We start from the raw sequence: 24,434 nt of genomic DNA on the forward strand, positions 1-24,434 counted from the left end.
AGGGGAGAGACGCCATGCCCGCCCACCCGTTGAAGTCCGCCGCCGCCGTAACCCTGAGCGCCGTCATGACGATCGGCGCCGCGCCCGCACCGATCACCGCGCCGCAGCGCAGCCTCGCGCGGGACGGCGAGGTCTCGGCCGCCGCCTGCCGGGAGGTCGGGATCGAGTTGACCCGCCCGACCCCGCCCGTGATGCCGTCGCGCCCCGGCATGCCCCGGTCGTCCGGAGCCCCCATTGAAGCTTCGCTGCCGCCTCCGTTCCCACCACCCCCGCCCCCGCCTCCGCCTCCGCCGCCGCCGCCGCCGCCTCCACCAACGGCGCGGCCGACCGGTGTTGAGGACGTCGTCGTCACCGGCAGCCGTCTTCAACGCGATCCGGCGAACTCGCCCACCCCTCGGGTCAGTGTCGATCGCGAACGGTTGCTGACCACCGGCCAGTCCACTGTCGTGGACAATCTCGCGACGGTCCCCGGCCAGCCGCCCAGCCCCGACACGGAGCGCTATCCGGACGCCGCGCCCAATCCGGTTCGCCGGGTCGCCGACGAGCCCGTCTCGACCTTCTCGATCGACGTGGACACGGCCAGCTATTCAAACGTGCGGCGGTTCATCAACGACGGCCGCACTCCGCCCGCCGACGCCGTCCGGGTCGAGGAGCTGGTCAACTATTTCGACTACGGCTACGCGCGCCCCCGGTCCTCACGCGAGCCGTTTGCGGTGACCACCGTGGTCGCCGCCTCGCCCTGGTCGCCGGGCCGTCAGATCGTGCATGTCGGCCTGCAGGGCTATGAGCTTCCGCAAGGCGAGCGCCGGCCGCTGAACCTGACCTTCATGGTCGACGTGTCCGGCTCCATGCACTCGCCCGACAAGCTGGCCCTGGCCCAGCAGACCATGAACCTGATCATCGACCGCCTGCGGCCGCAGGACCGGGTCGCCGTCACCTATTACGCCTCGGATGTCGGCACCGCCGTCGGCCCGACCCCGGGCGACCAGAAGCTGAAGCTGCGTTGCGCGGTCGCCGCCCTCAACGCCGGCGGGTCGACCGCCGGGGCGCAGGGCATGGTCAACGCCTACCAGCAGGCCGAAGCCGCCTTCGGTCGCGACAAGGTCAACCGCATCCTGATGTTCACCGACGGCGACTTCAACGTCGGCGTCACCGAGAACCAACGGCTGGAGGACTATATCGCCGCCAAGCGCGAGACCGGCATCTACCTGTCCGTCTACGGCTTCGGCCGGGGCAATTACCAGGACGAGCGGATGCAGACGATCGCCCAGGCCGGAAACGGGACAGCAGCCTATGTCGACGACCTGAACGAGGCCCGTCGCCTGTTCGGTCCGATGTTCGATCGCGGCGCCTTCCCGATCGCCGACGATGTAAAGATCCAGGTCGAGTTCAATCCGGCCCGCGTCGCCGAATATCGGCTGATCGGCTACGAGACCCGCCTGCTGAGCGAGGCCGACTTCAACAACGACCGCGTCGATGCGGGCGAGGTCGGCTCGGGCGCCTCGGTGACGGCCCTGTACGAGATCACCCCGGTCGGCGGCCCCAGCCAGATCCCCGAGCGCCGCTATGACCGCAACCGCGTCGAGGTGGGGGGCGGCGATCCGGCGGGCGAAATCGGCTTCGTCCAGGTCCGCTACAAGCTTCCCGGCCAGGACCGCTCGCGCCTGATCCAGCAGGTGGTCTCGAACCGCGGCCCGTCGGGCGCCTCGGCCCAGCCGCCGGAAAGCACCCGCTGGGCCCTCGCGGTCGCCGCCTTCGGACAGCGTCTGCGCGGTGATCCGTGGATGCCCGCCGACTACGGCTGGGACCAGATCGTCGAACAGGCCCAGGGCGCGCGCGGCGACGATCCCTACGGCGACCGCGCGGCGTTCGTGCAGCTGGTCCGGGCGGCGGCTGCGGTCCGAGACCAGGCCACGCCGTAAAACTAAACCCCAGAACGCAGAAACGCCGCCCTATCGGGCGGCGCTTCCTTGCACGCGTACTAACTCATGCAACAACACTGAATTCCAGCCGGATCTTGCTGGCCGGAACACCGTGAAGTTTCGAAAGCGCCGCCTTGGCATCTTCCAGAACCTGAGTGGTCGAGGTCGGTGCAGAGGAGGTCTTCGACATGATCCCGCTCGACAGATAGAGCAGATCAACGTCCAACACCTTGGCAATTTTCTCTAACATTTCCGGCCTGGGCGTGGTGTTGGCATGGTCCCAGTTCCATGCCGCCGTCGAACTCACCCCCAAGGCCAAGGCAAGAGCGTTGACGCTCATATCCTTCGCCAGCCGTGCGTCGCGAATACGTTTGTGAATAGACATAGAAAATCTCCAAGCGATCAATGAGGATAAACTTATTGACCGTGTATCACTTTGTCAATTTAAAAGTGATGTCGCATTCTGACACTTCCGACTGACCAGCCGCTTTCCGCCACCGCTGACATGGCGTGGCGGGAGAGTTGGTCTAGGCTGATCGCGTGACCGAAACGATCAGCCTCAGGACCGCCCGCCGCATCGCCCTGGCCGCGCAGGGCTTCGGACGGACCCGCCCCGCCTCGCCGGGGCGGAGCCATGTCCGCGACCTCGTCCGCAAACTGGGCGTGGTGCAGATCGACAGCGTCAACGTGGTGGCGCGCACCCACTACCTGCCCGCCTTCTCCCGCCTCGGCCACTATCCGCGTGAGGCGCTGGAGGCCGAGGCCTGGGGGCCACGGCGCAGCCTGTTCGAATACTGGGGCCACGAGGCCTCATTGATGCCGATGGAGCTTCAGCCCCTGTTCCGCTGGCGCATGCAGCGCGCACAGGAAGGGGCCATGTGGACCGGCATCGCCCGCTTCGGGCGCGAGCGGCGCGATTATATCGACGGGGTGCTGGCCGAGATCGAACGGCGCGGCCCCGTGACCGGCGGCGACTTCGCCAGCGGGCCGCGCGGCCAGCCCGGCTGGTGGGAATGGTCCGACGGCAAACGCGCTTTGGAGTGGCTGTTCTGGGCCGGGATGATCACGACGAAGACCCGCAACGGCTTCGAGCGCGTCTATGACCTGACCGAGCGCGCCCTGCCTGCCCGCATCGTCGACCTGCCGACGCCGGACGAGGCGGACGCCCAGCGCGAGCTGATCCGCATCGCCGCCCGGGCGCTCGGCGTCGCGACCGAGGCTGACCTGCGCGACTGGTTCCGCATGCCCATGGCCGGGACGAAGGCGCGGATCGCCGACCTGGTCGAGGCGGGCGAGCTGACGCCGGTGAAGGTGACGGGCTGGCGGCAGGCGGCGTACCTGACGCCGGGCGCGCGGACGCCGCGCAAGGTGGCCGGTCAGGCCCTGCTGTCGCCCTTCGACAATCTGATCTGGGCGCGCGACCGCACCGAACGGCTGTTCGGCGTGCGGGTGCGGCTGGAGATCTACACCCCCGCCCACAAGCGCGAGCACGGCTACTACGTCCTGCCCTTCCTTGAGGATGAGGCGATCACCGCGCGGGTCGATCTGAAGGCCGATCGCAAGGCCGGGGTGCTGCTGGTGCAGGCCGCCTGGCGCGAGCCGGACGCCACGCCGGACACCCCCGCGCGACTGGCGGCCGAGCTGGGGCTCATGGCCCGGTGGCTGGGGCTGGACCGGGTGAAGGTTGTCGGCAAGGGCGATCTGGCGGAGGCGCTGGAGTCCGCGCTCTGAAAGTTTCAGCGCGGCTCTTGAATAAGTGGACACGCGTGTCCACTTAGCCGCGATCATGGTTCGCCCCCTCCGAAAAGACGCCGCCGACCGACGCGCCGCCCTGCTGGACGCCGCCCGGGTGGTCTTCGCCGAGGAAGGCATCGACGCCCCGCTGGACCGGATCGCCGAGCGGGCGGGCGTGGGGCGGGCGACCCTGTACCGGAACTTTCCCGGCCGGACCGAGATCGCGCTGGCGGTGCTGCTGGATGACGTGGCCGAGCTGGGCGAGACCTTCGCCTCACCGACCGCGCCTGACGCCTTCCTCGACTTCCTGGTCGATCTGTCCGCGCGGCTCGTGCGTAACACGGCCCTGGGCGGGGTGGTTCGCGCCTCGCCCTCGCCGGACATCCTGACGCCCCTGCGCCAGGCCATGGTCAAGGCGGCCCTGCCGTCGCTCAGGGTCTCGCAGGCGGCGGGCGTGGTGCGCCCGGACCTGAAGGGCTCGGATGTCCGGGTCCTGTCGGCCATGCTGGGCGGCGGCATTCACAACGCCAGACCCGCCGAGCGGAACGCGATCGCCCGTCGCACGCTGGAGCTTGTGCTGGACGCCGTGAGGGCGCGCGCCGGAGACGGGGCATGAGCCGTCGGAACTTCAACCTGCCCTGGGCGGAGTACGTCCAGACGCTGAAGCCGCACGAGCGGCCGATGTTCCCCGGCTCGCCCGCCACGCCGGACCACACCCTGCCCTATCGGCTGGCCTATCTGGCCGTCGGCATGCTGGTCACCGCCACCGGCAGTGTCGGCGCGGCCATGGTCACGGCCAACACGCCGCAACTGGCCGGCGCCCTGGGCGTCTCCCTGACCGAAGCGGCCTGGCTGCCGGTCGTCTTCGTCATGACCAACGCCTGCATGAACCTGCTGCTGGTCAAGTTCCGCATGCAGTACGGCCTGCGTCTGTTCGCCCAGATCTTCATCAGCGCCTATGCCCTGATCAGCATCGGCGGCCTGTTTTTCGAGGACTACCAGTCGACCCTGATCGTCCGGGCCTTCGCCGGCATGGCGTCCGCGGCGATGTCGACGCTGGGCATCCTCTACACCATCCAGGCCTTCCCCGCGGCGCACCGGCTGAAGGGTCTCGTGCTGGGCATCGGAGCCTCGACCCTCGCCCTGCCGGCGGTGCGCATCTTCTCCAACCATCTGGTCGACCTGTCCGAATGGCGGGGCTTCCATGTGTTCGAACTGGGCCTTTCCCTGCTCGCCCTCGCGGCGGTCTTCGCGCTCAGGACGCCGCCGTCGGAACGGTTCCGGGCCTTCAGTCCGATGGACTTCGTGACCTTCGCCCTGTTCGCCCCCGGCATGGCCCTGCTGTGCGCGGTGCTCGGCCTGGGCCGGATCGTCTGGTGGACCGAAGCCGCCTGGGTCGGCTGGGCCCTGATCGGCTCCATCGCCCTGCTCACCGCCGCCCTGGTGATCGAGTACAATCGCGAAACCCCGCTGATCAGCCTGAAGTGGATGGCGGGGCCCGCCATCATCCGGCTGGCCCTGATCATCGTCGGCGTGCGGGTCGTCCTGTCCGAACAGACCTACGGCGCCGTCGGCCTGATGACCCAGATGGGGCTGGGCCCGGACCAGCTTCACGGCCTGTTCTGGCTGATCCTGATCGCCACTGCCGCAGGCTCCGTCGTCAGCGCCCTGACCATGAATCCGGCCAAGCTCTACAAGCCGATCGCCATAGCCCTGGCCCTGATCGCCGTCGGCGCCTGGCTGGACTCCCACGCTACGGTCCTGACCCGTCCGGGCCAGCTGTATCTCAGCCAGGCCCTGCTCGCCTTCGCGGCCGCCTTCTTCATCGGCCCCGCCATGATCACCGGCGTGGGCGAGGTCCTGCAGAAGGGCGCCCAGAATTTCGTCAGCTTCATTGTGGTCTTCGGCATCGGCCAGAACGTCGGCGGCCTGCTCGGCTCGGCCGTGGTCGGCACGGTGCAGACGGTGCGTGAGAAATTCCACTCCAACCAGTTGTCCGAGCAGATCAGCCTCGGCGATCCCGACGTCGTGCAACGCCTGCAGCAGCTGTCCGGCGCCTACGCCCGCGTCATCGGCGACCCCGCCCTGCGCACCGCCGAGGGCCAGGTTCTGCTGCAGCAGCAGATCAGCCAGCAAGCCCATGTGCTGGCCTACAACGACGTCTTCCTGCTGATCGCCGCCTTCGCCGCGCTCGGCTGTCTGTGGGTGACCTTCCACCATTTCAGGCCCCGCATCGCCGCCCGCCGCGCGGCGCGACAGGCCGCCAACGCCGAGGCGACCGCCGCCGCGGCCGCCGCCATCGACTGACCCCCCTTACGATCCGACCGACACGCCATGACCGACACCGCCGCCCCCGCCTCCGCCCCTCCCCAACCGGCGCCCCAGCCCGCGCCGCCCCCTTCCGCCGCTCCGTCGGAGCCGCCGCGGAAGCGGGTGCTGATCAGCGTCCTGCTGGTCGCCGTCGCCGTCGTCGGCGTGCTGCTGGTGCTCTGGGCGTGGCGGCTGCCGCCCTTCACCTCCGGCGTCCAGCACACGGACAACGCCTATGTGCGTGGACAGGTGACGGTGATCGCGCCGCAGGTCACCGGCTATGTGACCGCGGTGGAGGTCCAGGACTTCCAGACCGTGAGACAGGGCCAGTTGCTGGCCACGGTCGACGACCGCATCTACCGCCAGCGGCTGGAGCAGGCCCAGGCCCAGCTGCACGCCGCCGAGGCCGCCCTGGCCAACTCGGCCCAGACCCAGACCTCGGCCCGGGGCTCGGTGGCCCAAAGCAACGCCTCGATCGCCGCCGCCCGCGCCAGTGTCGCGAAGGCCCAGGCCGACCACAACCGCGCCCGAACCCTGTTCGAGGGCGGCTGGGTGGCGCAGGCGCAGGTGGACGTGACCCGCACCGCCCTGCAGGCCGCCCAGGCCCAGCTGGCCGCGGCGCAGGCCGCCACCGGCATCGCCGAAACCGGCGTCACCTCGGCCATCGTCAGCAGGGGCTCGCTGGAAGCCGCCGTCGAGAACGCCCGCGCCGCCGTGCATCTGGCCGAGATCGACCTGTCGAATACCCGCATCGTCGCCCCGCGCGACGGACGCCTGGGCGAGATTTCAGTGCGGCAGGGGCAGCAGGTGGCCGTCGGCACCCAGCTGATGGCGCTGGTTCCGGACCGCATCTGGGTGACGGCGAACTATAAGGAGAACCAGCTGCGCGACATCCGCGTCGGCCAGCCGGTCGAACTGTCGGTCGACGCCCTCGGCGGCCGGACCTTGACCGGTCGGGTCGAACAGATCGCTCCGGCGACCGGCTCGGAGTTCAGCGTCATCCGCCCGGACAACGCCACCGGCAACTTCACCAAGGTCGCCCAGCGGGTGCCGGTCCGCATCGCGCTGGACCCGGGACAGGACGGCCTGGACCGCCTGCGCCCCGGCCTGTCGGTTGTGGCGCGGGTGGATACGCGGGGGAGGAACTAGGGCTTGGGAATTAGGAGTTGGTGGAGGCATGCGCCGGGCGACCACGCCCTAACTCCCAAGCCCTAATTCCTACTCCCTAGACGTCGAACTTCACGCCCTGCGCCAGCGGCAGTGCGGTGCTGAAATTCACCGTCTGCGTCTGCCGTCGCATATAGGCCTTCCACGCGTCCGAGCCGGACTCCCGACCGCCGCCGGTGTCCTTCTCGCCGCCGAAGGCGCCGCCGATCTCGGCGCCCGACGGGCCGATGTTGACGTTGGCGATGCCGCAGTCCGAGCCCCAGGCCGACAGGAACTGCTCGGCCTCGCGCACGCTGTCGGTGAAGACGCAGGACGACAGCCCCTGGGGCACGGCGTTCTGAAGCTCGACCGCCTGATCAAAGTCCGACCACGTCAGCACATACAGGATCGGGGCGAAGGTCTCGTGCTGGACCACCGCCGTCTGGGCGGGCATGCGGACGATGGCGGGTTTGACATAGGCGCCTTCGGCCTCGACCCGGCCACCGCCGGTGACGATCTCGCCGCCCTGCTGGACGGCCTGCCTCAGCGCCGCCTCGAAGGCCTCGACGGCCGGCACATCGATCAGCGGCCCGACCAGGGTCCCGGCCTCCCGCGGGTCGCCGATGGGCAGGGTCTCGTAGGCGGCTTTCAGTCGGGCGATCAAGGCGTCCGCCACGCTCTCATGCACCAGCAGGCGACGCAGGGTGGTGCAGCGCTGGCCCGCCGTGCCGACCGCCGAGAAGGCGACCGCGCGCACGGCCATGTCGAGGTCGGCGCTGGGCGTCACGATCATGGCGTTGTTGCCGCCCAGTTCCAGCAGCGACCGACCCAGCCGCGCCGCGACGGTCTGCGCCACGGCCCTGCCCATCCGGGTCGAGCCGGTGGCCGAGACCAGCGGGATGCGCGCGTCGGCGGCCAGCGCCTCACCGGCTTCCCGTCCGCCGATGACCAGCTGCGACAGCCCCTCGGGCGCATCCCCGAACCGGGCCAGGGCCCGCTCGAACACGGCCTGCGTGGCCAAGGCCGTCAGCGGCGTCTTCTCCGACGGCTTCCAGATCACCGGATCGCCGCACACCAGCGCCAGGCAGGCGTTCCACGCCCAGACCGCCACCGGGAAGTTGAAGGCCGAGATCACCAGCACCGGCCCCAGCGGCTGATATGTCTCGCGCATGTGGTGGCCGGGCCGTTCGCTGGCGAGAGTCAGGCCGTACAGCTGGCGCGACAGGCCTACGGCGAAGTCGCAGATGTCGATCATCTCCTGCACCTCGCCGAGGCCCTCCGAGACGATCTTGCCGGCCTCCAGGGTGACCAGCCGGGCGAGGTCGTCCTTCGACGCGCGCAGCTCCTCGCCGAACAGGCGGACCAGCTCGCCGCGCCGCGGCGCCGGGATGCGCTTCCAGGCGTGGAAGGCCTCAACCGAGCGGGCGACCACGCCGTCCAGATCCGGCGTCTCGACCACCGCGCCGGCGGTGGAGCCGTCGATCGGCGACCGGGTCGGCAGGTGGCCGTTCCAGATCCCGGCGTCCACGCCCAGTCGCTCAAGAATGGCCTTCGCCTCATTCGCCGCCGTCATCTTCGCTCTCCGTGATCCGCCGCGGGCTGTAGCCCGACCCTGCGTCCGGCGGAAGCGGAACCGGCTCGCCGGGCGCGGGTTCTGTGGGGCATCCCAGCCAAGGAGAGACCCGATGAAGGTACGTGACCTGATGAGCAAGGACGTGCAGGTGGCCCGCCCCGGCGACACCCTGCAGGACGTTTCCCGCCGCATGCACGACGGCGACTTCGGCTTCATGCCGGTGGCGGACGGCGACAGCCTGATCGGCACAATCACCGACCGCGACATCATTGTGCGCGCCATCGCGGGCGGCGCCCCGGTGACGTCCCCTGTGGTGGAGTTCATCACCCGTGATCCGCAGACGGCCCGCGATGACGATGACCTCAGGACCGTGCTCGAGACCATGAGCGGACGCCAGATCCGCCGCCTGCCGGTGCTCGACAAGCACGACCGTCTGGTCGGCGTCGTCTCGCTCGGCGACCTGTCGACGCGGGTGAAGGAGAAATACGCCGGCGAGGCGCTGGAAGACATTTCCCGTAGCTGACGCGCGGCGGCGCGTTAAGGTCTGTTTCACCCTTTCGCCAAACCGCCTGTTCATAGGCCGCGCGCCATGATCGCCGCTCGCAAAACGGGAGCGATCAATGGCGCGCGCGCAATTCCAGAAGGGCCAGAAGGTCTGGGTCGAGTGCGTCGGCGCCTGGGCCCAGATCGAGAAGGTTCAACCTGTCTGGGCCAAGGGTTTCGAAGAGCCCGTGCGCGTCACCTACGACGTCGGTCTCGGACGCGAATTCCTGGGCCATGAACTGCTGCTCCCGACCGAGGATCCCGCCGCCGATCTGGGCCAGAACTGGCGCCTGATGCGCGCACGGAACAAGTGGCAGAACGCAGAGGACTGCCCCCACCATCCCTTCCCGGGCACCTATCCCGTCGTGGTCACCGACAAGGCGGACTGGGGCGGCTGGCGCGTGCCGGGCGCCGAATACGACCGCGACCCGGACCAGATCGAATTCCAGGCCCGGCTCATCGCCGCCGCGCCGCGGCTGATGGCCCTGGCCACCCAGCTGCTGGCCTCGGTGGATGAGGCCCCCGACGATGCGCCGCCCGAGATGCGCGCCCTGGCGCGGGATGCGCGCGGCATTCTGAAAAGCGTCACGGATATTCTGGCCGCCCCCATCGTCGACCCCCAGGCCATGGCGCCCGGCGAGGCGGCCTGACCGTGGGGAATCACCGAGTGCGACTCTGGTGACTCACCCCCGGTCGAGAACGTTGATTCAGGGTTAACCCTGCTCGACACGAATCCGCGACGCAGCCTAGATTCGCGGCTCGTTGTCGAATCGTCCGGGAGAGCGCCTTGCGGGGTGAGGAACGCCGCATATCACCACAGGGACGGCGCGCTTCCGACCGCGAGCGCGGCGCCCCTGCGTGGCTGCGCATCTCGATCCTGACCCTCGCGCTGGCGATCACCGCCCATGTGCTCCTGGTGGCGCGGGACGTCGCCGCGCCGCATGAGATTTCGAGCGGTTTCTCCCTGTCCGACCTCTGGGTGCTGGGCCCGCCGATCGGCATCGGCCTGTTCACCCTGGTGCTGGTCGTGATCATGCAACGTCGGCAGATGGGCATCAGCCAGGCCTGGGCCGCCTCCGAACGGCGTTTCCGCGGCGCTGTCGAGGCGGCGCATTGCGGCGTCTGGGAATGGGACCTCGAAGCCGGCCAGGTGACGGTGTCCGACTACATGGCCAGCCTCATGGGGCTGGATCGCAGCGGCTCCCTGCCGGAAGAGTCCGTCATGGCGCGCATTCACCCGCACTACCGCGAGGCCGTGCAGCACGCCCTGAGACAGGCCCAGGCCTACGGCGCCTTCGAGGTCAGCTTCCCGGTGCCGGACGAACAGGGGCGCGCGCGCTGGATCGACGCCCGGGGTCAGGCCCGCGGCGAGCGCGGACAGGACGGGTTCACCTCGGTTCTCGGCGTGGCGCTGGACACCACCGAGGCCCGTCGCGCCAAGGCCCAGGCCCAGTCGGCCGAGGGACGTCTCCGCGACGGCATCGAGAGCGTGTCCGACGCCTTTGTCCTGTTCGACCGCAACGGCCGGCTGATCCTGTCCAACCAGGCCTTCCAGGACGCCTTCGCCTTCGAGGACGGGGTCGTGCGTCGGGGCGCCTACAAGCAGGACCTCAACCGCATCGCCGGACTGGCCATCAAGTCCGAGCAGCCGGCCGCGGGCGGACGGGCCGGCGCCCGCGAGGTCGAACTGGTGGACGGACGGTGGCTGCAACTGGTCGAGCGCTTCACCTCCGACGGCGGCTCGGTGGTCACCGCCGCCGACATCACCGCGATCAAGCAGAAGGAAACCGAGCGCCAGCGCGCGGTGGAGCGCCTGCACGCCACGATCACGGAACTGGAGGATCGCGAGGAGAAGCTGTCGCTTCTGGCCCGCAAATACGAGGTCGCCATGACCCGGGCCGAGGCCGCCAACCAGGCCAAGTCCGAGTTCCTGGCCAATATGAGCCACGAACTGCGCACCCCGCTGAACGCGATCAACGGCTTCTCCGAAATCATGGCCGGCGAGCTGTTCGGCCCACTCGGACATGACAAGTACAAGGGCTATGCCGCCGACATCCTGAAGTCCGGCCAGCACCTGCTCAGCCTGATCAACGACATCCTCGACATGGCCAAGATCGAGGCCGGCAAGCTGACGCTCCACTACGAGCAGGTGTCCCTGCGCGAACTGATCGAGGACGCCACCCGGCTGATGCGCGGCAAGATCGAGGAAGCCGGTCTGAAGCTGGTGGTCGAGGCGCCGGAGCTTCCCGAGATCGAGGCGGACCACCGCGGCCTGAAGCAGGTCATTCTCAACCTGATCTCGAACGCCGTGAAGTTCACGCCGGAGGGCGGCGAGGTGCGGGTGGCGCTGTCGCGGCTCGACGCGGACCGTATCCGCGTCGCGGTGACCGACACCGGCATCGGCATCGCTCCGGAGGATCTGGCCCGTCTCGCCCGACCGTTCGAGCAGGTCGAGGGACAGCATTCCAAGACCACCCAGGGCACCGGCCTGGGCCTGGCCCTGACCAAGTCCCTGATCGAACTTCACGGCGGCGAGCTGGTCATGGAGAGCGAGCCGGGTCAGGGCACGACCGTCAGCTTCGACCTCCCCATCGTCCGCCCGGCGCAGACGCAGCAGCCGCAGACCCAGGCCCGGGCGGCCTGAGATCGCGACCTCAGCGGGCCGGCGCGTCGGGCGCGGGCGCCTCGCGGTTCCGGTCGCGGGGCGTGGTCCGGCCCTTCCGGCTCAGGATTTCCGAGAGGATCGCCCGGTCTTCCGGCGTCAGGGTGCCGAACAGGCGCACCGCCTCGGCCTCGAGCCGCGCCCGTCCCCGAAGCTCCGCCGCCCGCGATTCCGCCAGCAACCCGCGAACCCTTTCGGGATCAAATTGGTCCGAGGCCGACAGGGCGATCGCCTCGCGCCGTTTGGCCCGGGCTTCCTCGAAGTCGGGCTTGGCGGCGAGGGCCGAGGCCTTCAGCGTCCGCCGCACGCGCGTGCGCTCCTCCGGGCTGAGCCGCTCGATCAGGGTCAGGGTCGAGCTCTGACGGGCCGGCCGTTGCTGCGCCTCGATCCGCGCCTCGGCCCGCTCATGCGCCACCCACAGGGTCGCGCCCGCCGCGACGCCGAACAGGTTCAGCGCGACGGAGGCCGCCAGCACGATCTTCAGCGTCTTCGGGCTCAACCGAGAACCTCCGCGTCATCCACGCCCACAAGGGTCGACTGGTACAGCACCGCGTCCGCCTGGGCGTCGGCGGTCAGGTGGGACGTCATGATGACGCCGGCGGCGACGCCGGCGCAGGCCGCCGCCGCCCAGCCGGCGCCGAAGATCAGGGTCAGCCGGTCCAGCCAGTGACGCTCCCTCCGACCCGCCTTCAGCCCGGCCGTCGCGGCCGAGGCGATGACGCGGTCCCGCAGGGCCGCGGACACCTGCGGCGTCGGCGCGGCGTGCAGCAGGGCGTCCAGGGCGTCAGCCTCCAGCAAGGCGGCGCGCGCCGCCCCGGGCTGCGCCGCCTTGAAGGCCCGCGCCGCCGCCCGCTCGCTTTCAGGCCAGCGCCGTTCGTCGGCGCCATAGGCCGCGACCAGGGCGATGAACCGTTCCGCCGTCATCTCACTCACGCTCCTTCAGCGCCCGGCCGCATGTCGGCCAGAGCCAGTCTCAACGCCCGCCGTCCACGAGACAGCAGGCTTTCCAACGCCTCGACGCTGACCTCCATCAGGGCCGCAGCCTCGATGTTGGTCAACTCCTGATAGTGACACAGGACGATGGCCTCTCTCTGGCGGTCCGGCAAACGGGCCAAGGCCGCCTCGACCCGAACCCCCACGTCGGCCGCCAGCAACCCCCGGTCCGGCGCAGCGCCCTCGTCGGGCCGGTCGGGCGGGGAATCCGTAGCGATCTCGCGCCTGCGCCGCAGCCGGTCGTAGCAGAGGTTCAGCGCCACCCGGTGCAGCCAGGTGTCGAACCGCGCCTTGCCCGGCGTCCATCTCGGCGCCTGCCGCCAGGCCCGCAGCAGAGCCTCCTGCGCCACGTCCTCGGCCTCCACGGCGTCGCCCAGCATGCGACGCGCCAGCGCCAGCATGCGGGGCAGCTTGCGCGCCACCATGGCCTGAATGGCCGCAGGGTCGCCCTGACCCACGCGGCGCACCAGATCCTCGTCGGGGTCGGCGATCAGCGCCAATCGGCCCTCGTTCGAACGTCATCGACTGGGTCGTTCGGCGCAGAACCGTCGTCCCCGACATCTCCTTACTCCGAAGCGGTCGCCGGAGGCGACGCCTGTTGTGCGGCGCGCCGCGCCATCATCCGCTCGCGGCGATGCTCCCGGGCCTGCGACGCCCCGGCCCGACGCTCGGCCTCGGTCAGGAAGCCGTCGTTGTCCGTGTCGAGACGGGTGAAAGCCTGCTCCATCCGGGTCCGCGCCTCGGCGATCTGAACCGGACCGCGCTCGCCGTCGCCGCGCCGCTCGAAGCCGGCCTTGCGGGCGCCGTGACGGCCATGGCCGCCGCGCGCACCGTCGGGTCGCCCCTGACGCGCCTCACGGGCCATGAATTCCTCGCGGCTCAGGGCGCCGTCATGGTTCGCGTCGAGGCGGGCGAAGCGGGCCTCGGCCCCGGCCTGCCGCCGGGCGACCGCCTGGGCGCGCATCTCGTCGCGGGACACGGCGCCGTCGCCGTTCGCATCCGCGGCGGTCAGCCGGTCCAGACGGCTGAGGAATTCGGCCCGGCCGATGCGGCCGTCGCCGTCGGCGTCGCCGCGCGCGGCATGGCGTTCACCCGCGTGGGGCGCGGGCTGCTGGGCAAGGGCCACGCCCGTCGCCGCTGCGAGGGTCAGGGCGGCGACGCCGCCAATCACCAGGGTCTTTCTCATTCGATGATCTCCATGGCCGTTCCGGCCTTGTGCATCCCTGTCAGGAGATCAAACGCGCCCCGCCCCCTTCTCCGTCGCCGGCGCGGGCAGCGCGGCCTCGAAGGCCGCCCGCGCGGCCGCGCGAACCGTCTCCAGCCGGGCGGTCAGGGCCTCGAAATCCTCGCATCCGGCGGCCGCGGCCAACCGGCGGCGGAACCCGTCCGGCTCGCTCGACGGGTCGCCCGGCTCATCGAAGGCCGCCGCCAGCACCTGGCCCAGCGCCTGCTGCAGCCGCCAGGCCTCGGCCAGTTCGGGCTCCGTCGCCAGGGCCTGCAGGGTGGAAACGGTCAGCGGTTCGCCGATGGCGGCGGCCTGCAGTTGGCCGACCTGGGCGACAAACTCGGCGTCGACCTGCCCCCCCGGCGCCAGCTTCAGGTCCCAGGCGCCGCGTCCGGGACGTTCCCGCGCCATCAGGTCCCGCATGCGGCGAGCGTCGCCGGCGACGTCCACCCCCGGCCGGGGTCGACGCAGGATGGACTCCAGCGCGGCCGTGACCTCGGCGGCGAAGCCCGCGTGATCCGCCCACACCACGCGGGCCCGCGTCAGGGCCATGAACTCCCAGGTGTCGGCCTCGGTGGCGTAGTAGTCCTTGAGGGCCGAGAGGCGCAGCGAGACCGGCCCCTTGGCCGCGCCGGGCCGCAACCGCATGTCCACCTCGTAAAGACCGCCCTCGGCCGTATGGGCGGACAGGGCCGCGATCAGCCGCTGGGTGAAGCGGGAGTAGAAGGGCCCAGCGGCCCAGCCCCGGACCTCCGACACCACGTCGGGCGCGGCCTCGTAGAGGGTGATCAGGTCCAGATCCGAGCTGGCGCGCATCTCCCGCGAACCGGCCTTGCCGAGGGCGACCACGGCCACCCGACCGCCGGGCAGGGCGCCGCCCTGACGCTCGGCCTCGGCCAGCGCCGCCGGCCCCAAAGCCGACATGGCCGCGTCGGCGAGGGCGGTGAGGGCCCGGCCGGCCGTCTCCGCCCCGGCCCGCCCCGTCAGGATCTGCAGGCCGATCCGGAACATCTGGTCGCGGTGCAGGCGGCGCACCGCATTCATCGCCGCCTCGAAGTCCGGCGCCGCCTCCGCCTCGGCCAGCATCTGCTCGGTCAGTCCGGTGTCCTCGCCCAGATCGCGGGTGAAGCGGGCGTCCAGCATGCTGTCCAGCGCCGCCGGGTAGCGTCCGAGCGCCCTGGCCAGACGCGGGGCGAAGGCCATCACCCCGACGATCAGCTCGAACAACCTCGGCTGGGCCAGGAACAGCGCCTGCACCTGCACCCCGGCGCTGAGCCCCGAGAAGAAGACCGCGAAGCGCCGGAAGGCGTCGTCCGCCGCCCCTGTGTCCGCCAGAGCCGTCAGCAGACGGGGCGCCAGCCGGGTGAACAACTCCCGTCCGCGCGCGGTCCGCGTCGCCGGAATTCGCCCGTGGTGCCAGCTGCGGATGGTGTCGGCGACGTTGGCGGGCTCGGAGAACCCCATGCGCGCCAGGGTCTCCAGCGTCTCCGGATCGTTCTCGACGCCGGTGAACACCAGCGACCCGTAAGGCGACGACAGCGCCTCCTCATCCTCGAACAGCTCGCCGTAGCGCTGGTTGACCCCGACCAGCAGCGCCTCGACGCGCGCGTCGAAAGCGGCCAGCGCCCCCTCCCCGGCCAGGACCGCGACGGCGGTCCGTCGGGCGGGGTCGACCGGCAGGCTGTGCGTCTGCTCGTCGTCCAGCATCTGGATCCGGTGCTCCAGCCCGCGCAGGTCGACGTAGGCCGCGGTCAGGGCCTCGCAGACCTCCGGCGTGATATGACCGGCGTCCCGAAGCGCCGCGAGGGCCTCCACGGTCCGGGGCGTCCGAAGCTTCGCGTTCCGGCCGCCGAGGATCAGTTGCTGGGTCTGGGCGAAGAACTCGATCTCGCGAATGCCGCCCCGGCCCAGCTTCAGATTGGCGCCGGCCGCCTCAAGGCCCTCGCCGGTCTTGTGGACATGGATCTGTCGCTTGATCGACTGGATGTCGAGGATGGCCGGATAGTCCAGACTGCGCCGCCAGATGAAGGGCGTCAGAGCCTTCAGGAAGGCCTTGCCCTCGCGGATGTCTCCCAGCATGGCCCGCGCCTTGATGAAGGCCGCCCGCTCCCAGTTCTGGCCGACGCCTTCGTAGTAGGTCAGGGCGAACGGCACCGCGACCACCGGCGGGGTCGAGGACGGATCGGGCCGCAGTCGCAGGTCGACGCGGAAGACATAGCCGTCCCCCGTCCGCTCCTGCATCAGGGTGGCGAAGGCGTGGGCCAGCCGGTCCAGGAACCGTTGCGGTTCGACGCCCTCGGTCAGGGCTCCCGCGACGATTTCCGGCGACCAGAACAGGCTGATGTCGATGTCGGACGAATAGTTCAGCTCGTCCGCCCCGTGCTTGCCCATGGCCAGGCCGAACAGGCCCGGAACAGGACCGCGCCGGTCGTCCGCCTTCGACACCAGCTTGCCGCGCGCCCTCTGGTCGTGGGCGACGGCGGCCAGCGCCGCGCGGGCCGAGATATCGGCGAACCGGCTCAGGGCGCCGGTGACCTGATCCAGGGTCCAGACCCCGCCCAGATCGGCGATCGCCGTCAGCAGATGCAGTTCGCCCTTCAGCCGCCGCAGCGGCGCCCGGACATCATCAGCGCCGCCGGACAGGGCGGCCGTCTGCGTCAGGACCTCCGCCAGCCGGGCGTCCGGCCCCTGCTCAAGAAGCGCCTGCAGCCGGTCCGGCCAGCGTCGGGCGATGCCGAACAGATAGGGTGAGGCGGCGAAGACCGGCTCCAGCGCCGGCCAGCGCCTTTCGAGGGTGTCGCGCCAGTTGCCGGCGTCGGCCGCCTCAAACAGCCGCTCGTGCGCCCGGGCGGCGGCGTCGGCGTCCACGACCGGCCCGCAGGGGCGCAGGGCGAAGTCCGCCTCCTGCGCCGTCATGCCCCGGCCGCCGGCAGCACCAGCGCCACGCGCAGTCCGGGTCCGGAGCCTTCGAAGGCGCCGGGGCCCTCATCCAGGGTGACGCGCCCGCCGTGGGCCTCCATCACCGCGCCGACCAGCGACAGCCCCAGGCCCGACCCGGGCTCGGTGCGACTGTTGTCCAGGCGGACGAAGCGCTGGATCACCCGCTCCCGATCCTCCTCCGGAACACCGGGGCCGGTGTCGGTGACGGAGAACTCGATCTCGCCCGAGGCGCGCCGTCGCGCCCGCAGCATGACCGCGCCGCCGACCGGGGTGTATTTGATGGCGTTGTCGATGATGTTGGCCAGGGCCTGGGCGAGGAAGGGCTGGTTGGCGTTGACCATCAGGCCGCGATCGATCTCGGACGAGAACTCCAGACCCTTGTCCTCGCTGGCGGGCTCGTAAAGCTCGGCCATGTCGGCGGCCAGGTCGGCGGCGTCGAACACCGCCGGGTCCGGCGCCCGTCCCGCCCCCGCCGCCGCCTGCAGCCGGGCGATGGCCAGCACGGTGTTGAAGGTCTTCAGGAGGTCGTCGGCCTCGGACAGGGCCAGCTCCAGCGCCTCGGTCCCGTCGATCTTGCCCGCCTCAGCGTCGATCAGGGCCACTTCCAGCTTGGCCCGCATCCGGGTCAGCGGCGAGCGCAGGTCGTGGGCGATGGCGTCGCCCGCGTGGCGGATCGAGGCCATGGACCCTTCCAGCCGGTCGAGCATGCCGTTCAGCCCCTGCCCCAGCTCGTCCCACTCGTCGCCGCCGTTGCGCACCCTGGCCCGGGCCTTCAGGTCCCCGTCCTCGACCGCCGCGACGACGGTTTTCAGCCGTCCCATGGCCCGTTCCAGATTGCGGCTGACCAGAAGACCGCCGGCCAGCCCAAGCAGCAGCACGATCCCCATGGCCGCCCACAGGGCCCGGGTCAGGCGCGACAGATAGGCCTCGGTGTCGCCCATGGACTCGCCGACGAACAGCACCTCGCCGCCCGCCAGTCGCGCCTGGACCCCCAGGGACTGCGGCCGGATCACCCGGCCGCGGGCGTCGTTGTCGGTATAGGTGAAGGTCTCCCAGACCGGCACAGTCCCGCCGTCGCCCTGATCCGCCGGAACCACAGCGATGGGCGACTCGGTCAGGTTGCCGGTGATCAGCCCGCCCCCCGCGTCCATCAGGATATAGAGATACGGTCCGCCGCGGATGGTCCGGTCGACCAGGGCCGCATTGAGAGCGTCCTTGCCCCGCTCCCGATAGATGCCGGTCAGAACCTCGAATTCGGTCGTGACGTCCGCCTGGGTCTTGGCCCGGGCCTCATTGGCCGAGGCGACATAGACATAGGCCAGCACCGCGCTGGCCGCCGCCGCGAACAGGGCGACAAACAGCAGCGTCAGCCGGAAGGGCGTGCGGCGAAGGAGGGACGGCAGCTTCATCTGGAGGCGCTACGCCTCCAGCCGGTATCCCGCCCCGCGCACCGTCTGCAGCATGGCCTTGTCGAAACCCTTGTCGATCTTGGCGCGCAGGCGGCTGATGTGGACGTCGATGACGTTGGTCTGGGGGTCGAAATGGTACTCCCAGACCTTCTCCAGAAGCATGGTGCGGGTCACCGACTGGCCGGCGTGGCGCATCAGGAACTCGAGCAGCTGGAACTCGCGCGGCTGCAGGTCGATCTCCTGGCCCGAGCGATGCACGGTCCGGGCGATCAGGTTCATCTCCAGGTCGCCGACCTTCAGCACGGTGGCGACCGAGCCGGTCTCGCGACGGCGCGACAGAGCCTCGACCCGGGCGATCAGCTCGGCGAAGGCGTAAGGCTTGACCAGATAGTCGTCGGCGCCGGCCTTCAGGCCCGTGACGCGATCCTCGACCTCGCCCAGGGCGGACAGGAACAGGACCGGGGTCTGGTCACCGTCCTTGCGCAGGGTCTCGACCATGCCGACGCCGTCGAGGCGCGGCATCATCCGGTCCACGACATAGACGTCATAGCCGCCCTTCTGGGCCTCCAGCAGGCCGAAGGCGCCGTCGACGGCGTGGGTCACCTCGTGGCCCGCCTCGGTCAGTCCCCGGACCATGGCGGTCGCGGCCTCGGCGTCGTCCTCGACAACCAGAATGCGCATGGAATCAGCCCCTGAATGCAAAATCGCCGCCGATGTTAGCGCATCGGCGGCGATCAAGTCAGTTAAGCCTTATTCAGACTCAGGAAGTTCCAGAACCGTCGGAACATTGCCCTGTGGCGTCCAGACCAGAACGAACACGCCCGTGCCCGCGGCTCTTGCGGCCTGCACGGCCGCCTGGAAATCCGCAACCGACGTCACGGCCTTCTGCCCGGCCCGCATGATGACATAGCCGGGCTGATAGGCCCGGTTGTCGCCGCGCCCCGACTGGGTGATGACGACACCATTCACCCCGGCCGGAATATCATACTGACGACGCAGGGCCGGGCTCATCGGAGCGACGTTGAGGCCGCCGACCGTCGCGCCTGCGGAACCCGCGCCTGGCGCAGGGGTCGCACCCGGGGCTGATCCGGCCTCAGCGTTCAACTCGGCGACCGACGGGCGGGTGCCGGACCGGACGTTGAGGGTCTGCCGGCGGCCGTCGCGCCAGATTTCCAGCCGAAGATTGTCACCCGGACGGGCCTGCCCCACACGACGGGTCAGGTCGTTTGAGTCGCGCACCTTCTCGCCGTTGAGCGTCAGCACCACATCGCCCGCCTGCAGGCCGGCACGATCCGCCGGACCACCGGCCGTGACGCTGTTCACATAGGCGCCGTCGCTGTTCTGCAGCCCCAGTTGGGACACCCACGTCCGGTCGATCGGGCCGATCTGAACGCCGAGGTAACCGCGCTCGATCGTCTCGCCGCGCATCAGGCGGTCGGTGATCGGCTTGGCGACCGAGGCCGGGATGGCGAAGCCGATGCCGACCGATCCGCCCGAGGGCGAGTAGATGGCCGAGTTCACGCCGATGACCCGACCATAGATGTCGAAAGTCGGTCCGCCCGAGTTGCCCCGGTTGATGGCCGCGTCGATCTGGATGTAGTCGGTGTAGGGCGTCGAGTTGTCGAGCTGGTTGCGTCCCTGGGCCGAAACGATGCCCGCCGTGGCGGTGCCGCCCAGGCCGAAGGGGTTGCCCACGGCGATGACCCAGTCACCCACGCGGGGCTGGGCGGTTTCCTCGAAGCTCACATAGGGGAAGTCCGAACCGTCGACCTTGAGCACAGCCAGGTCGGTCGACTCGTCCCGTCCCACGACGCGGGCGGTCATTTCGCGCGAGTCCGCCAGACGGACGGTGATCTCCACGGCGTCGGCGACGACGTGGTTGTTGGTGACGATGAAACCGTCCGCCGAGATGAAGAAGCCCGAGCCGGACCCCATGGCGGTGGCGCCCTCGTCGTCCTCGCCCTGGTCCTGTCCGCCGGGCGGCTGAACCGGAACCGCGCCGAGGCCCGGAATCTGGATGAAGCCGCCGCGGGGCTGCTGCACCCGGGTCTTCACATCGATCTGCACGACCGCCGGGGCGACCTGCTGGAAGATGTCGGCGAAGCTGAGGGGCGCGCCCTGCGGCGGGGCGAACGCCAGGCCGGCGGCGCCGGCGCTGGGGGCCAGACGGCCCGAGACTCCCGCGACCGGTCCGGCGTTGGCCGTCGGCCAGTCGATCACCCCGCCCGCGGTCGCGGCGGCGGCGAAGGCCAGGCCGGCGACGGCCCCGAGCATGAATTCCTTGCGCTTCATCATAGGCGGTCGTCGATCCTCTCACCGGGCGACGGATGCGCCCGTTACGGCGATGAATATAGGGCGTTTGCGAGTCTCACCAACGCCACGGCGCGAACTTGGCTCCTGCCCCGCGTCAGTCGTCGGACCGCTTTGCGTCAGGATCGCGGCGAAGCTGCCCTTCCAGCAGAATATCGGCCAGCCGGGCCTCCTCCTCGGGCGACAGGGCCGGAACCTCGACCCGGCGGCGCAGGGCGAAGACCAGCAGGCCCACCCCGGCGATCAGCACCACGAAGAACGGCCCGAACCACAACAGCCAGGTGCCCGCGCGCACCGGCGGGGTGAACAGGACAAAGTCGCCGTACCGACGGACCAGGTCCTCGCGGATGGCCTGATCGGTGCGGCCGGCGGCGATCTGTTCGCGGACCAGCCCCCGCATATCCGCGGCCAGCCCGGCCGGGCTGTCGGCGATGGCCTCGTGCTGACAGACCACGCAGCGGATGTCGGCGAACAGCCGCTTCGCCCGGGCTTCCTGGGCGGCGTCGGGCAGCGGACGGTCGGGCGCCGGGGCCGGCTCGGCCGCGACCAGACCGACGGCCGCGACAGCGATCAGAAGCACGCGTTTCATGCTGAAACCTTCCGTCCACTGACGGCAAGACGCAAGCGGCGATCCAGCAGGGAGAGGACCCCGCCCAGCGCCATGATCAACGGCCCGAGGAAGATCAGCCGGGCCCAGGGGTTCCACCAGACGCGGACATTCCACGCGGGCGCGCCGTCCATCGCCTGGGCGCGTTCGCCCAGCACGACATAGACGTCGTCCAGCCCCCGGAAGTCGAGCCCGACCTCGGTCGTCGTCTGGCCGCCCGCGGGGAAGAAGCGGCGCTCGGCCGTGACGGTGCGGCTGCGCCCGCCGGGGACGGAGACGACAAGCCGGCCCTGCTCGGCCAGATAGTTCGGCCCCTCGACGACGCGGACGTCGTCCAGGGAGACGGACCACTTTCCGGCCTGGAGGGTCTCGCCGATCGCCAGCGGCCGCGCCGCCTCGACGCGGTAGCCGGTCTCGACCACCGCTCCCAGCACGAAGACGCCCAGCCCCGCGTGAGCCAGGGTCATGCCCCAGGCGCCCAGAGGCAGCCCCCTCGCCCGGCGCAGGGTCTCGGCCAGCGGCGCCCGGAACAGACGGGTGCGCTCCGCCGTCTCGGCCAGGGCGCCGAGGATCAGCCAGCTCCCCATGCCGATGCCCGCCGCCGACAGGGCCTTGCGGGGCTCGAACACGGCGAAGGCCAGCAGGGCGAACACCACCGTCAGACCGGCCGCCACGGCCAGCCTCTGGGCCGCGCCCCTCGCATCGCCGCGCTTCCATGCCAGCAGCGGTCCGGCCGGCAGGATGATCAGGGCCACCGCCATCAGCGGCACGAAGGTCAGGTTGAAGTAGGGCGGTCCGACCGAGATGGCCGCGCCCGACGCCGCCTCCAGGATCAGCGGATACAGGGTGCCCAGCAGCACCGTGGCCGCCGCGGCGGTGAGGAACAGGTTGTTGATCACCAGCGCGCCCTCGCGGCTGACCGGGGCGAACAGGCCGCCGCCCTTCAGCTGGGGCGCGCGCCAGGCAAACAGGGCGAAGGCCAGACCGGCGGTCCCGCCGAGGATGGCCAGCAGCATCATCCCCCGCTCGGGATCGACCGCGAACGCGTGGACGCTGGTCAACACGCCGGAGCGCACGAGGAAGGCGCCCAGCATGGAGAAGGTGAAGGCCAGCAGCGCCAGGAAGGTGGTCCAGCCCGCCAGCGCCCCGCGCCGCTCGGTCACCACCGCGCTGTGCAGCAGGGCCGCGCCCGCCAGCCAGGGCATGAAGCTGGCGTTCTCGACCGGGTCCCAGAACCACCAGCCGCCCCAGCCCAGCTCATAATAGGCCCAGAAGCTGCCCAGCAGGATGCCGACGGTCAGGAAGGCCCAGCTGGCCAGGGCCCACGGGCGCACCCAGCGTCCCCAGGCGGGCCAGAAGCTGGCGTTCGCCCGCCCCTCGATCAGGGCGGCGACGGCCAGCGAGAAGCAGACCGAGAAGCCGACGTAGCCGCAGTAGAGCAGCGGCGGATGGAAGGCGAGCGCCGGGTCCTGCAGCAGCGGGTTCAGGGACTGCCCCTGGAACGGCGCGGGGTTCAGACGGGCGAAGGGGTTGGAGGTGAAGACGGTGAAGGCGAGGAACAGGGCGCCGAGCAGGCCCTGCGTCGCCACCGCGCAGGTCTTCAGTCCGAACGGCAGGTTCTGCGCCCGGGCCAGGGCCGCGCCGAAGCCGGTCATGACCAGGCACCACAGCAGCAGCGAGCCCTCGTGGCTGCCCCAGGCCGCGGCCACCTTGTAGAGCATCGGCTTGGCCGTGTGGCTGTTGGCGGCGACGTTGGCGACCGAGAAGTCGGATACGGCGAAGGCGAACACCAGGGCGGCGAAGGCCACGGCCACGAGGCCGGCGGCGGCCAGCGCCGCGCCGTTGGCGGCGCCCGCCAGCACGGGGCTGCGCCGCACCCGTCCGGCGACGGCGATGACCGCCTGCAACAGCGACAGGGCGAAGGCGAGACTGAGGGCGAAGGCGCCGGTTTCGACGATCACGAGGCGGGACCTCCCGCTTCAGGACGCCATTCGCCCTTGGCCTTCAGGCTCTCCTGCACCTCGCGCGGCATGTAGTTCTCGTCGTGCTTGGCCAGCACCTGGGTGGCGCGGAACGAGCGGTCGGCCTGGAAGGCGCCCTGGGCGACGATCCCCTGCCCTTCCCGGAACAGGTCCGGCAGGTCGCCGCGATACACCACGCGGGTGGAGGCGAGATTGTCGGTGACGACGAAGGCCACCTCGCCGTCCGTCGAGCGCCGGACGCTGCCGGTCTCGACCAGCCCCCCGAGGCGGATCACCCGCCCCTCCGGCGCCTTCTCAAGGGTGGCCTCGGACGGGGAGAAGAAGAAGGTCACGCTGTCGCGCATGGCGTACAGCGACAGGCCCACGGCGAGCGCCAGGATCGGCGCCACGGCGACGAAGATCCACAGACGACGGCGCGCCTTCGGCGATTTCGGCAACCAGCTCATTGCGCGCCTCCCGCCGGCAGCCGGCGCTCCAGATCGGTCCGGCGGGGATCGGCCGGATCGAGCACGGCGATCAGGGGCAGCCAGCGGCGACGGACCTCGGCCGCATCCCCCCGCGCCAGCGCCGCCTCGCCGAGGAAATACAGCGCGCCCAGCTGTCCGGGGTCCAGCTTCAGGGCCTCAAGGAAGGCGGCCTCGGCGTCGGCGCCGATGGTCCCTCCGTTGGCCCGGACCAGACTTTCGCCCAGCCGCGCCCAGGCGCGGGCGTCCCCGGGGGTCAGCTGGAGAAGCCGACGGAAGGCCGAGGCCGCGCCGATGGCGTCGCCGGCCTCGAAGCGAGCCGCGCCCAGCATGGCCAGCGCCTGCGGATTGTCGGGCTGCTCCCGCACCTGCCGCTCGATCACGGCCGCGATCTGTACGGGCTCCAGCGGGTCGGACAGGGTCGCCCATTCGTCGATGCGACGCTCGTACGGCTGGTCGGGAAGCCCGGAGGTCCCGACGAGCAGATACAGGCCCAGCGCCCCGGCCACGGCGACGCCCGCTCCGGCCAGCACCAGCACCCGGTCCTTCGCCCCGGCCCGGAGCGTGACCGGCGCCCGGCGCCCGGCGAGGATCCGGCGCCCCGCCTCGGCCCG

General features: G+C 70.7%; 22 protein-coding genes. 8 read left to right on the forward strand and 14 right to left on the reverse strand.

Annotated elements, in window-relative coordinates:
* Nucleotides 1–14 precede the first annotated feature (14 nt).
* A complete protein-coding gene (locus ACLQ7T_RS11110; protein ID WP_420479490.1) occupies nucleotides 15–1,922 on the forward strand; it encodes a vWA domain-containing protein in 1,908 nt (635 codons plus the stop codon).
* A 64-nt stretch (nucleotides 1,923–1,986) separates the two neighbouring features.
* On the opposite strand, the gene ACLQ7T_RS11115 is transcribed toward ACLQ7T_RS11110, so the two are convergent.
* Nucleotides 1,987–2,307 (reverse strand): helix-turn-helix domain-containing protein, encoded by a 321-nt coding sequence (locus tag ACLQ7T_RS11115; protein WP_420479491.1) that lies wholly within the window; start codon nucleotides 2,305–2,307, stop codon nucleotides 1,987–1,989.
* 155 nt (nucleotides 2,308–2,462) lie between these two features.
* On the opposite strand from ACLQ7T_RS11115, the gene ACLQ7T_RS11120 reads away from it, so the two are divergent.
* From ACLQ7T_RS11120 to ACLQ7T_RS11135, 4 genes are read left to right on the forward strand one after another with little or no spacing between them, the layout of a single operon-like run.
* Nucleotides 2,463–3,653, forward strand: coding sequence for a winged helix-turn-helix domain-containing protein (locus ACLQ7T_RS11120; RefSeq protein WP_420479492.1), 1,191 nt, complete (start codon nucleotides 2,463–2,465; stop codon nucleotides 3,651–3,653).
* A gap of 55 nt (nucleotides 3,654–3,708) precedes the next feature.
* A complete protein-coding gene (locus ACLQ7T_RS11125) occupies nucleotides 3,709–4,272 on the forward strand; it encodes a TetR/AcrR family transcriptional regulator (protein WP_420479493.1) in 564 nt (187 codons plus the stop codon).
* Complete coding sequence (locus ACLQ7T_RS11130) at nucleotides 4,269–5,963, forward strand: MFS transporter (RefSeq protein ID WP_420479494.1); 1,695 nt, start codon at nucleotides 4,269–4,271, stop codon at nucleotides 5,961–5,963. Before ACLQ7T_RS11125 ends, ACLQ7T_RS11130 begins: the two co-directional genes overlap by 4 nt.
* A 27-nt stretch (nucleotides 5,964–5,990) precedes the next feature.
* A complete protein-coding gene (locus tag ACLQ7T_RS11135; protein ID WP_420479495.1) occupies nucleotides 5,991–7,115 on the forward strand; it encodes an HlyD family secretion protein in 1,125 nt (374 codons plus the stop codon).
* Nucleotides 7,116–7,191: 76 nt separating this feature from the next.
* On the opposite strand, the gene amaB is transcribed toward ACLQ7T_RS11135, so the two are convergent.
* Nucleotides 7,192–8,685, reverse strand: coding sequence for an L-piperidine-6-carboxylate dehydrogenase (gene amaB / locus ACLQ7T_RS11140; RefSeq protein ID WP_420479496.1), 1,494 nt, complete (start codon nucleotides 8,683–8,685; stop codon nucleotides 7,192–7,194).
* A 112-nt stretch (nucleotides 8,686–8,797) separates the two neighbouring features.
* Here amaB and ACLQ7T_RS11145 point away from each other — a divergent pair, with 112 nt between their 5' ends.
* From ACLQ7T_RS11145 to ACLQ7T_RS11155, 3 genes are all read left to right on the forward strand, one after another.
* Nucleotides 8,798–9,208 (forward strand): CBS domain-containing protein, encoded by a 411-nt coding sequence (locus tag ACLQ7T_RS11145; RefSeq protein ID WP_420479497.1) that lies wholly within the window; start codon nucleotides 8,798–8,800, stop codon nucleotides 9,206–9,208.
* Between the two features lie 97 nt (nucleotides 9,209–9,305).
* On the forward strand, nucleotides 9,306–9,878 hold the full coding sequence (locus tag ACLQ7T_RS11150; RefSeq protein ID WP_420479498.1) for a hypothetical protein: 573 nt from the start codon (nucleotides 9,306–9,308) through the stop codon (nucleotides 9,876–9,878).
* Nucleotides 9,879–10,015: 137 nt separating this feature from the next.
* Entirely contained in the window at nucleotides 10,016–11,872 is a 1,857-nt protein-coding gene (locus ACLQ7T_RS11155) for a PAS domain-containing sensor histidine kinase (RefSeq protein WP_420479499.1), read from the forward strand.
* Nucleotides 11,873–11,882: 10 nt separating this feature from the next.
* Here ACLQ7T_RS11155 and ACLQ7T_RS11160 read toward each other — a convergent pair whose 3' ends face one another.
* From ACLQ7T_RS11160 to ACLQ7T_RS11215, 12 genes are all read right to left on the reverse strand, one after another.
* A complete protein-coding gene (locus ACLQ7T_RS11160) occupies nucleotides 11,883–12,389 on the reverse strand; it encodes a periplasmic heavy metal sensor (RefSeq protein ID WP_420479500.1) in 507 nt (168 codons plus the stop codon).
* Nucleotides 12,386–12,814, reverse strand: coding sequence for a hypothetical protein (locus ACLQ7T_RS11165; protein WP_420479501.1), 429 nt, complete (start codon nucleotides 12,812–12,814; stop codon nucleotides 12,386–12,388). The genes ACLQ7T_RS11160 and ACLQ7T_RS11165 overlap by 4 nt, the downstream gene beginning before the upstream one ends.
* Before the next feature lie 5 nt (nucleotides 12,815–12,819).
* Entirely contained in the window at nucleotides 12,820–13,383 is a 564-nt protein-coding gene (locus ACLQ7T_RS11170) for an RNA polymerase sigma factor (protein WP_420471827.1), read from the reverse strand.
* A gap of 65 nt (nucleotides 13,384–13,448) precedes the next feature.
* A complete protein-coding gene (locus tag ACLQ7T_RS11175) occupies nucleotides 13,449–14,069 on the reverse strand; it encodes an EF-hand domain-containing protein (RefSeq protein ID WP_420479502.1) in 621 nt (206 codons plus the stop codon).
* 48 nt (nucleotides 14,070–14,117) lie between these two features.
* Nucleotides 14,118–17,024 (reverse strand): bifunctional [glutamine synthetase] adenylyltransferase/[glutamine synthetase]-adenylyl-L-tyrosine phosphorylase, encoded by a 2,907-nt coding sequence (locus ACLQ7T_RS11180; RefSeq protein WP_420479503.1) that lies wholly within the window; start codon nucleotides 17,022–17,024, stop codon nucleotides 14,118–14,120.
* Nucleotides 17,021–18,457: a sensor histidine kinase gene (locus ACLQ7T_RS11185; protein WP_420479504.1), complete on the reverse strand. Its 1,437-nt coding sequence runs from the start codon at nucleotides 18,455–18,457 to the stop codon at nucleotides 17,021–17,023. Before ACLQ7T_RS11185 ends, ACLQ7T_RS11180 begins: the two co-directional genes overlap by 4 nt.
* 9 nt (nucleotides 18,458–18,466) lie before the next feature.
* Nucleotides 18,467–19,138: a response regulator transcription factor gene (locus ACLQ7T_RS11190; RefSeq protein WP_420471831.1), complete on the reverse strand. Its 672-nt coding sequence runs from the start codon at nucleotides 19,136–19,138 to the stop codon at nucleotides 18,467–18,469.
* Between the two features lie 69 nt (nucleotides 19,139–19,207).
* Nucleotides 19,208–20,752, reverse strand: coding sequence for a Do family serine endopeptidase (locus tag ACLQ7T_RS11195; protein ID WP_420479505.1), 1,545 nt, complete (start codon nucleotides 20,750–20,752; stop codon nucleotides 19,208–19,210).
* A 112-nt stretch (nucleotides 20,753–20,864) separates the two neighbouring features.
* Nucleotides 20,865–21,356, reverse strand: a complete 492-nt coding sequence (locus ACLQ7T_RS11200; RefSeq protein ID WP_420479506.1) for a cytochrome c-type biogenesis protein — start codon at nucleotides 21,354–21,356, stop codon at nucleotides 20,865–20,867.
* Nucleotides 21,353–23,335, reverse strand: coding sequence for a heme lyase CcmF/NrfE family subunit (locus tag ACLQ7T_RS11205; RefSeq protein WP_420479507.1), 1,983 nt, complete (start codon nucleotides 23,333–23,335; stop codon nucleotides 21,353–21,355). Before ACLQ7T_RS11205 ends, ACLQ7T_RS11200 begins: the two co-directional genes overlap by 4 nt.
* Nucleotides 23,332–23,802: a cytochrome c maturation protein CcmE gene (gene ccmE / locus ACLQ7T_RS11210; protein ID WP_420471835.1), complete on the reverse strand. Its 471-nt coding sequence runs from the start codon at nucleotides 23,800–23,802 to the stop codon at nucleotides 23,332–23,334. The genes ACLQ7T_RS11205 and ccmE overlap by 4 nt, the downstream gene beginning before the upstream one ends.
* A partial coding sequence (locus ACLQ7T_RS11215; protein WP_420479508.1) for a tetratricopeptide repeat protein occupies nucleotides 23,799–24,434 on the reverse strand: 636 nt, incomplete at its 5' end. The genes ccmE and ACLQ7T_RS11215, both read right to left, overlap by 4 nt.

Source organism: Brevundimonas sediminis (genome assembly GCF_048799765.1).
GTDB lineage: Bacteria > Pseudomonadota > Alphaproteobacteria > Caulobacterales > Caulobacteraceae > Brevundimonas.

Excerpts from the sequence above, each read along its gene's own strand:
- ACLQ7T_RS11110 (WP_420479490.1), top strand. The coding sequence starts at position 15 with ATGCCCGCCCACCCGTTGAAGTCCGCCGCCGCCGTAACCCTGAGCGCC.
- ACLQ7T_RS11115 (WP_420479491.1), bottom strand. The coding sequence starts at position 2,307 with ATGTCTATTCACAAACGTATTCGCGACGCACGGCTGGCGAAGGATATG.
- ACLQ7T_RS11125 (WP_420479493.1), top strand. The coding sequence starts at position 3,709 with ATGGTTCGCCCCCTCCGAAAAGACGCCGCCGACCGACGCGCCGCCCTG.
- ACLQ7T_RS11130 (WP_420479494.1), top strand. The coding sequence starts at position 4,269 with ATGAGCCGTCGGAACTTCAACCTGCCCTGGGCGGAGTACGTCCAGACG.
- ACLQ7T_RS11135 (WP_420479495.1), top strand. The coding sequence starts at position 5,991 with ATGACCGACACCGCCGCCCCCGCCTCCGCCCCTCCCCAACCGGCGCCC.
- amaB (WP_420479496.1), bottom strand. The coding sequence starts at position 8,685 with ATGACGGCGGCGAATGAGGCGAAGGCCATTCTTGAGCGACTGGGCGTG.
- ACLQ7T_RS11145 (WP_420479497.1), top strand. The coding sequence starts at position 8,798 with ATGAAGGTACGTGACCTGATGAGCAAGGACGTGCAGGTGGCCCGCCCC.
- ACLQ7T_RS11150 (WP_420479498.1), top strand. The coding sequence starts at position 9,306 with ATGGCGCGCGCGCAATTCCAGAAGGGCCAGAAGGTCTGGGTCGAGTGC.
- ACLQ7T_RS11165 (WP_420479501.1), bottom strand. The coding sequence starts at position 12,814 with ATGACGGCGGAACGGTTCATCGCCCTGGTCGCGGCCTATGGCGCCGAC.
- ACLQ7T_RS11175 (WP_420479502.1), bottom strand. The coding sequence starts at position 14,069 with ATGAGAAAGACCCTGGTGATTGGCGGCGTCGCCGCCCTGACCCTCGCA.
- ACLQ7T_RS11180 (WP_420479503.1), bottom strand. The coding sequence starts at position 17,024 with ATGACGGCGCAGGAGGCGGACTTCGCCCTGCGCCCCTGCGGGCCGGTC.
- ACLQ7T_RS11185 (WP_420479504.1), bottom strand. The coding sequence starts at position 18,457 with ATGAAGCTGCCGTCCCTCCTTCGCCGCACGCCCTTCCGGCTGACGCTG.
- ACLQ7T_RS11190 (WP_420471831.1), bottom strand. The coding sequence starts at position 19,138 with ATGCGCATTCTGGTTGTCGAGGACGACGCCGAGGCCGCGACCGCCATG.
- ACLQ7T_RS11195 (WP_420479505.1), bottom strand. The coding sequence starts at position 20,752 with ATGATGAAGCGCAAGGAATTCATGCTCGGGGCCGTCGCCGGCCTGGCC.
- ACLQ7T_RS11200 (WP_420479506.1), bottom strand. The coding sequence starts at position 21,356 with ATGAAACGCGTGCTTCTGATCGCTGTCGCGGCCGTCGGTCTGGTCGCG.
- ccmE (WP_420471835.1), bottom strand. The coding sequence starts at position 23,802 with ATGAGCTGGTTGCCGAAATCGCCGAAGGCGCGCCGTCGTCTGTGGATC.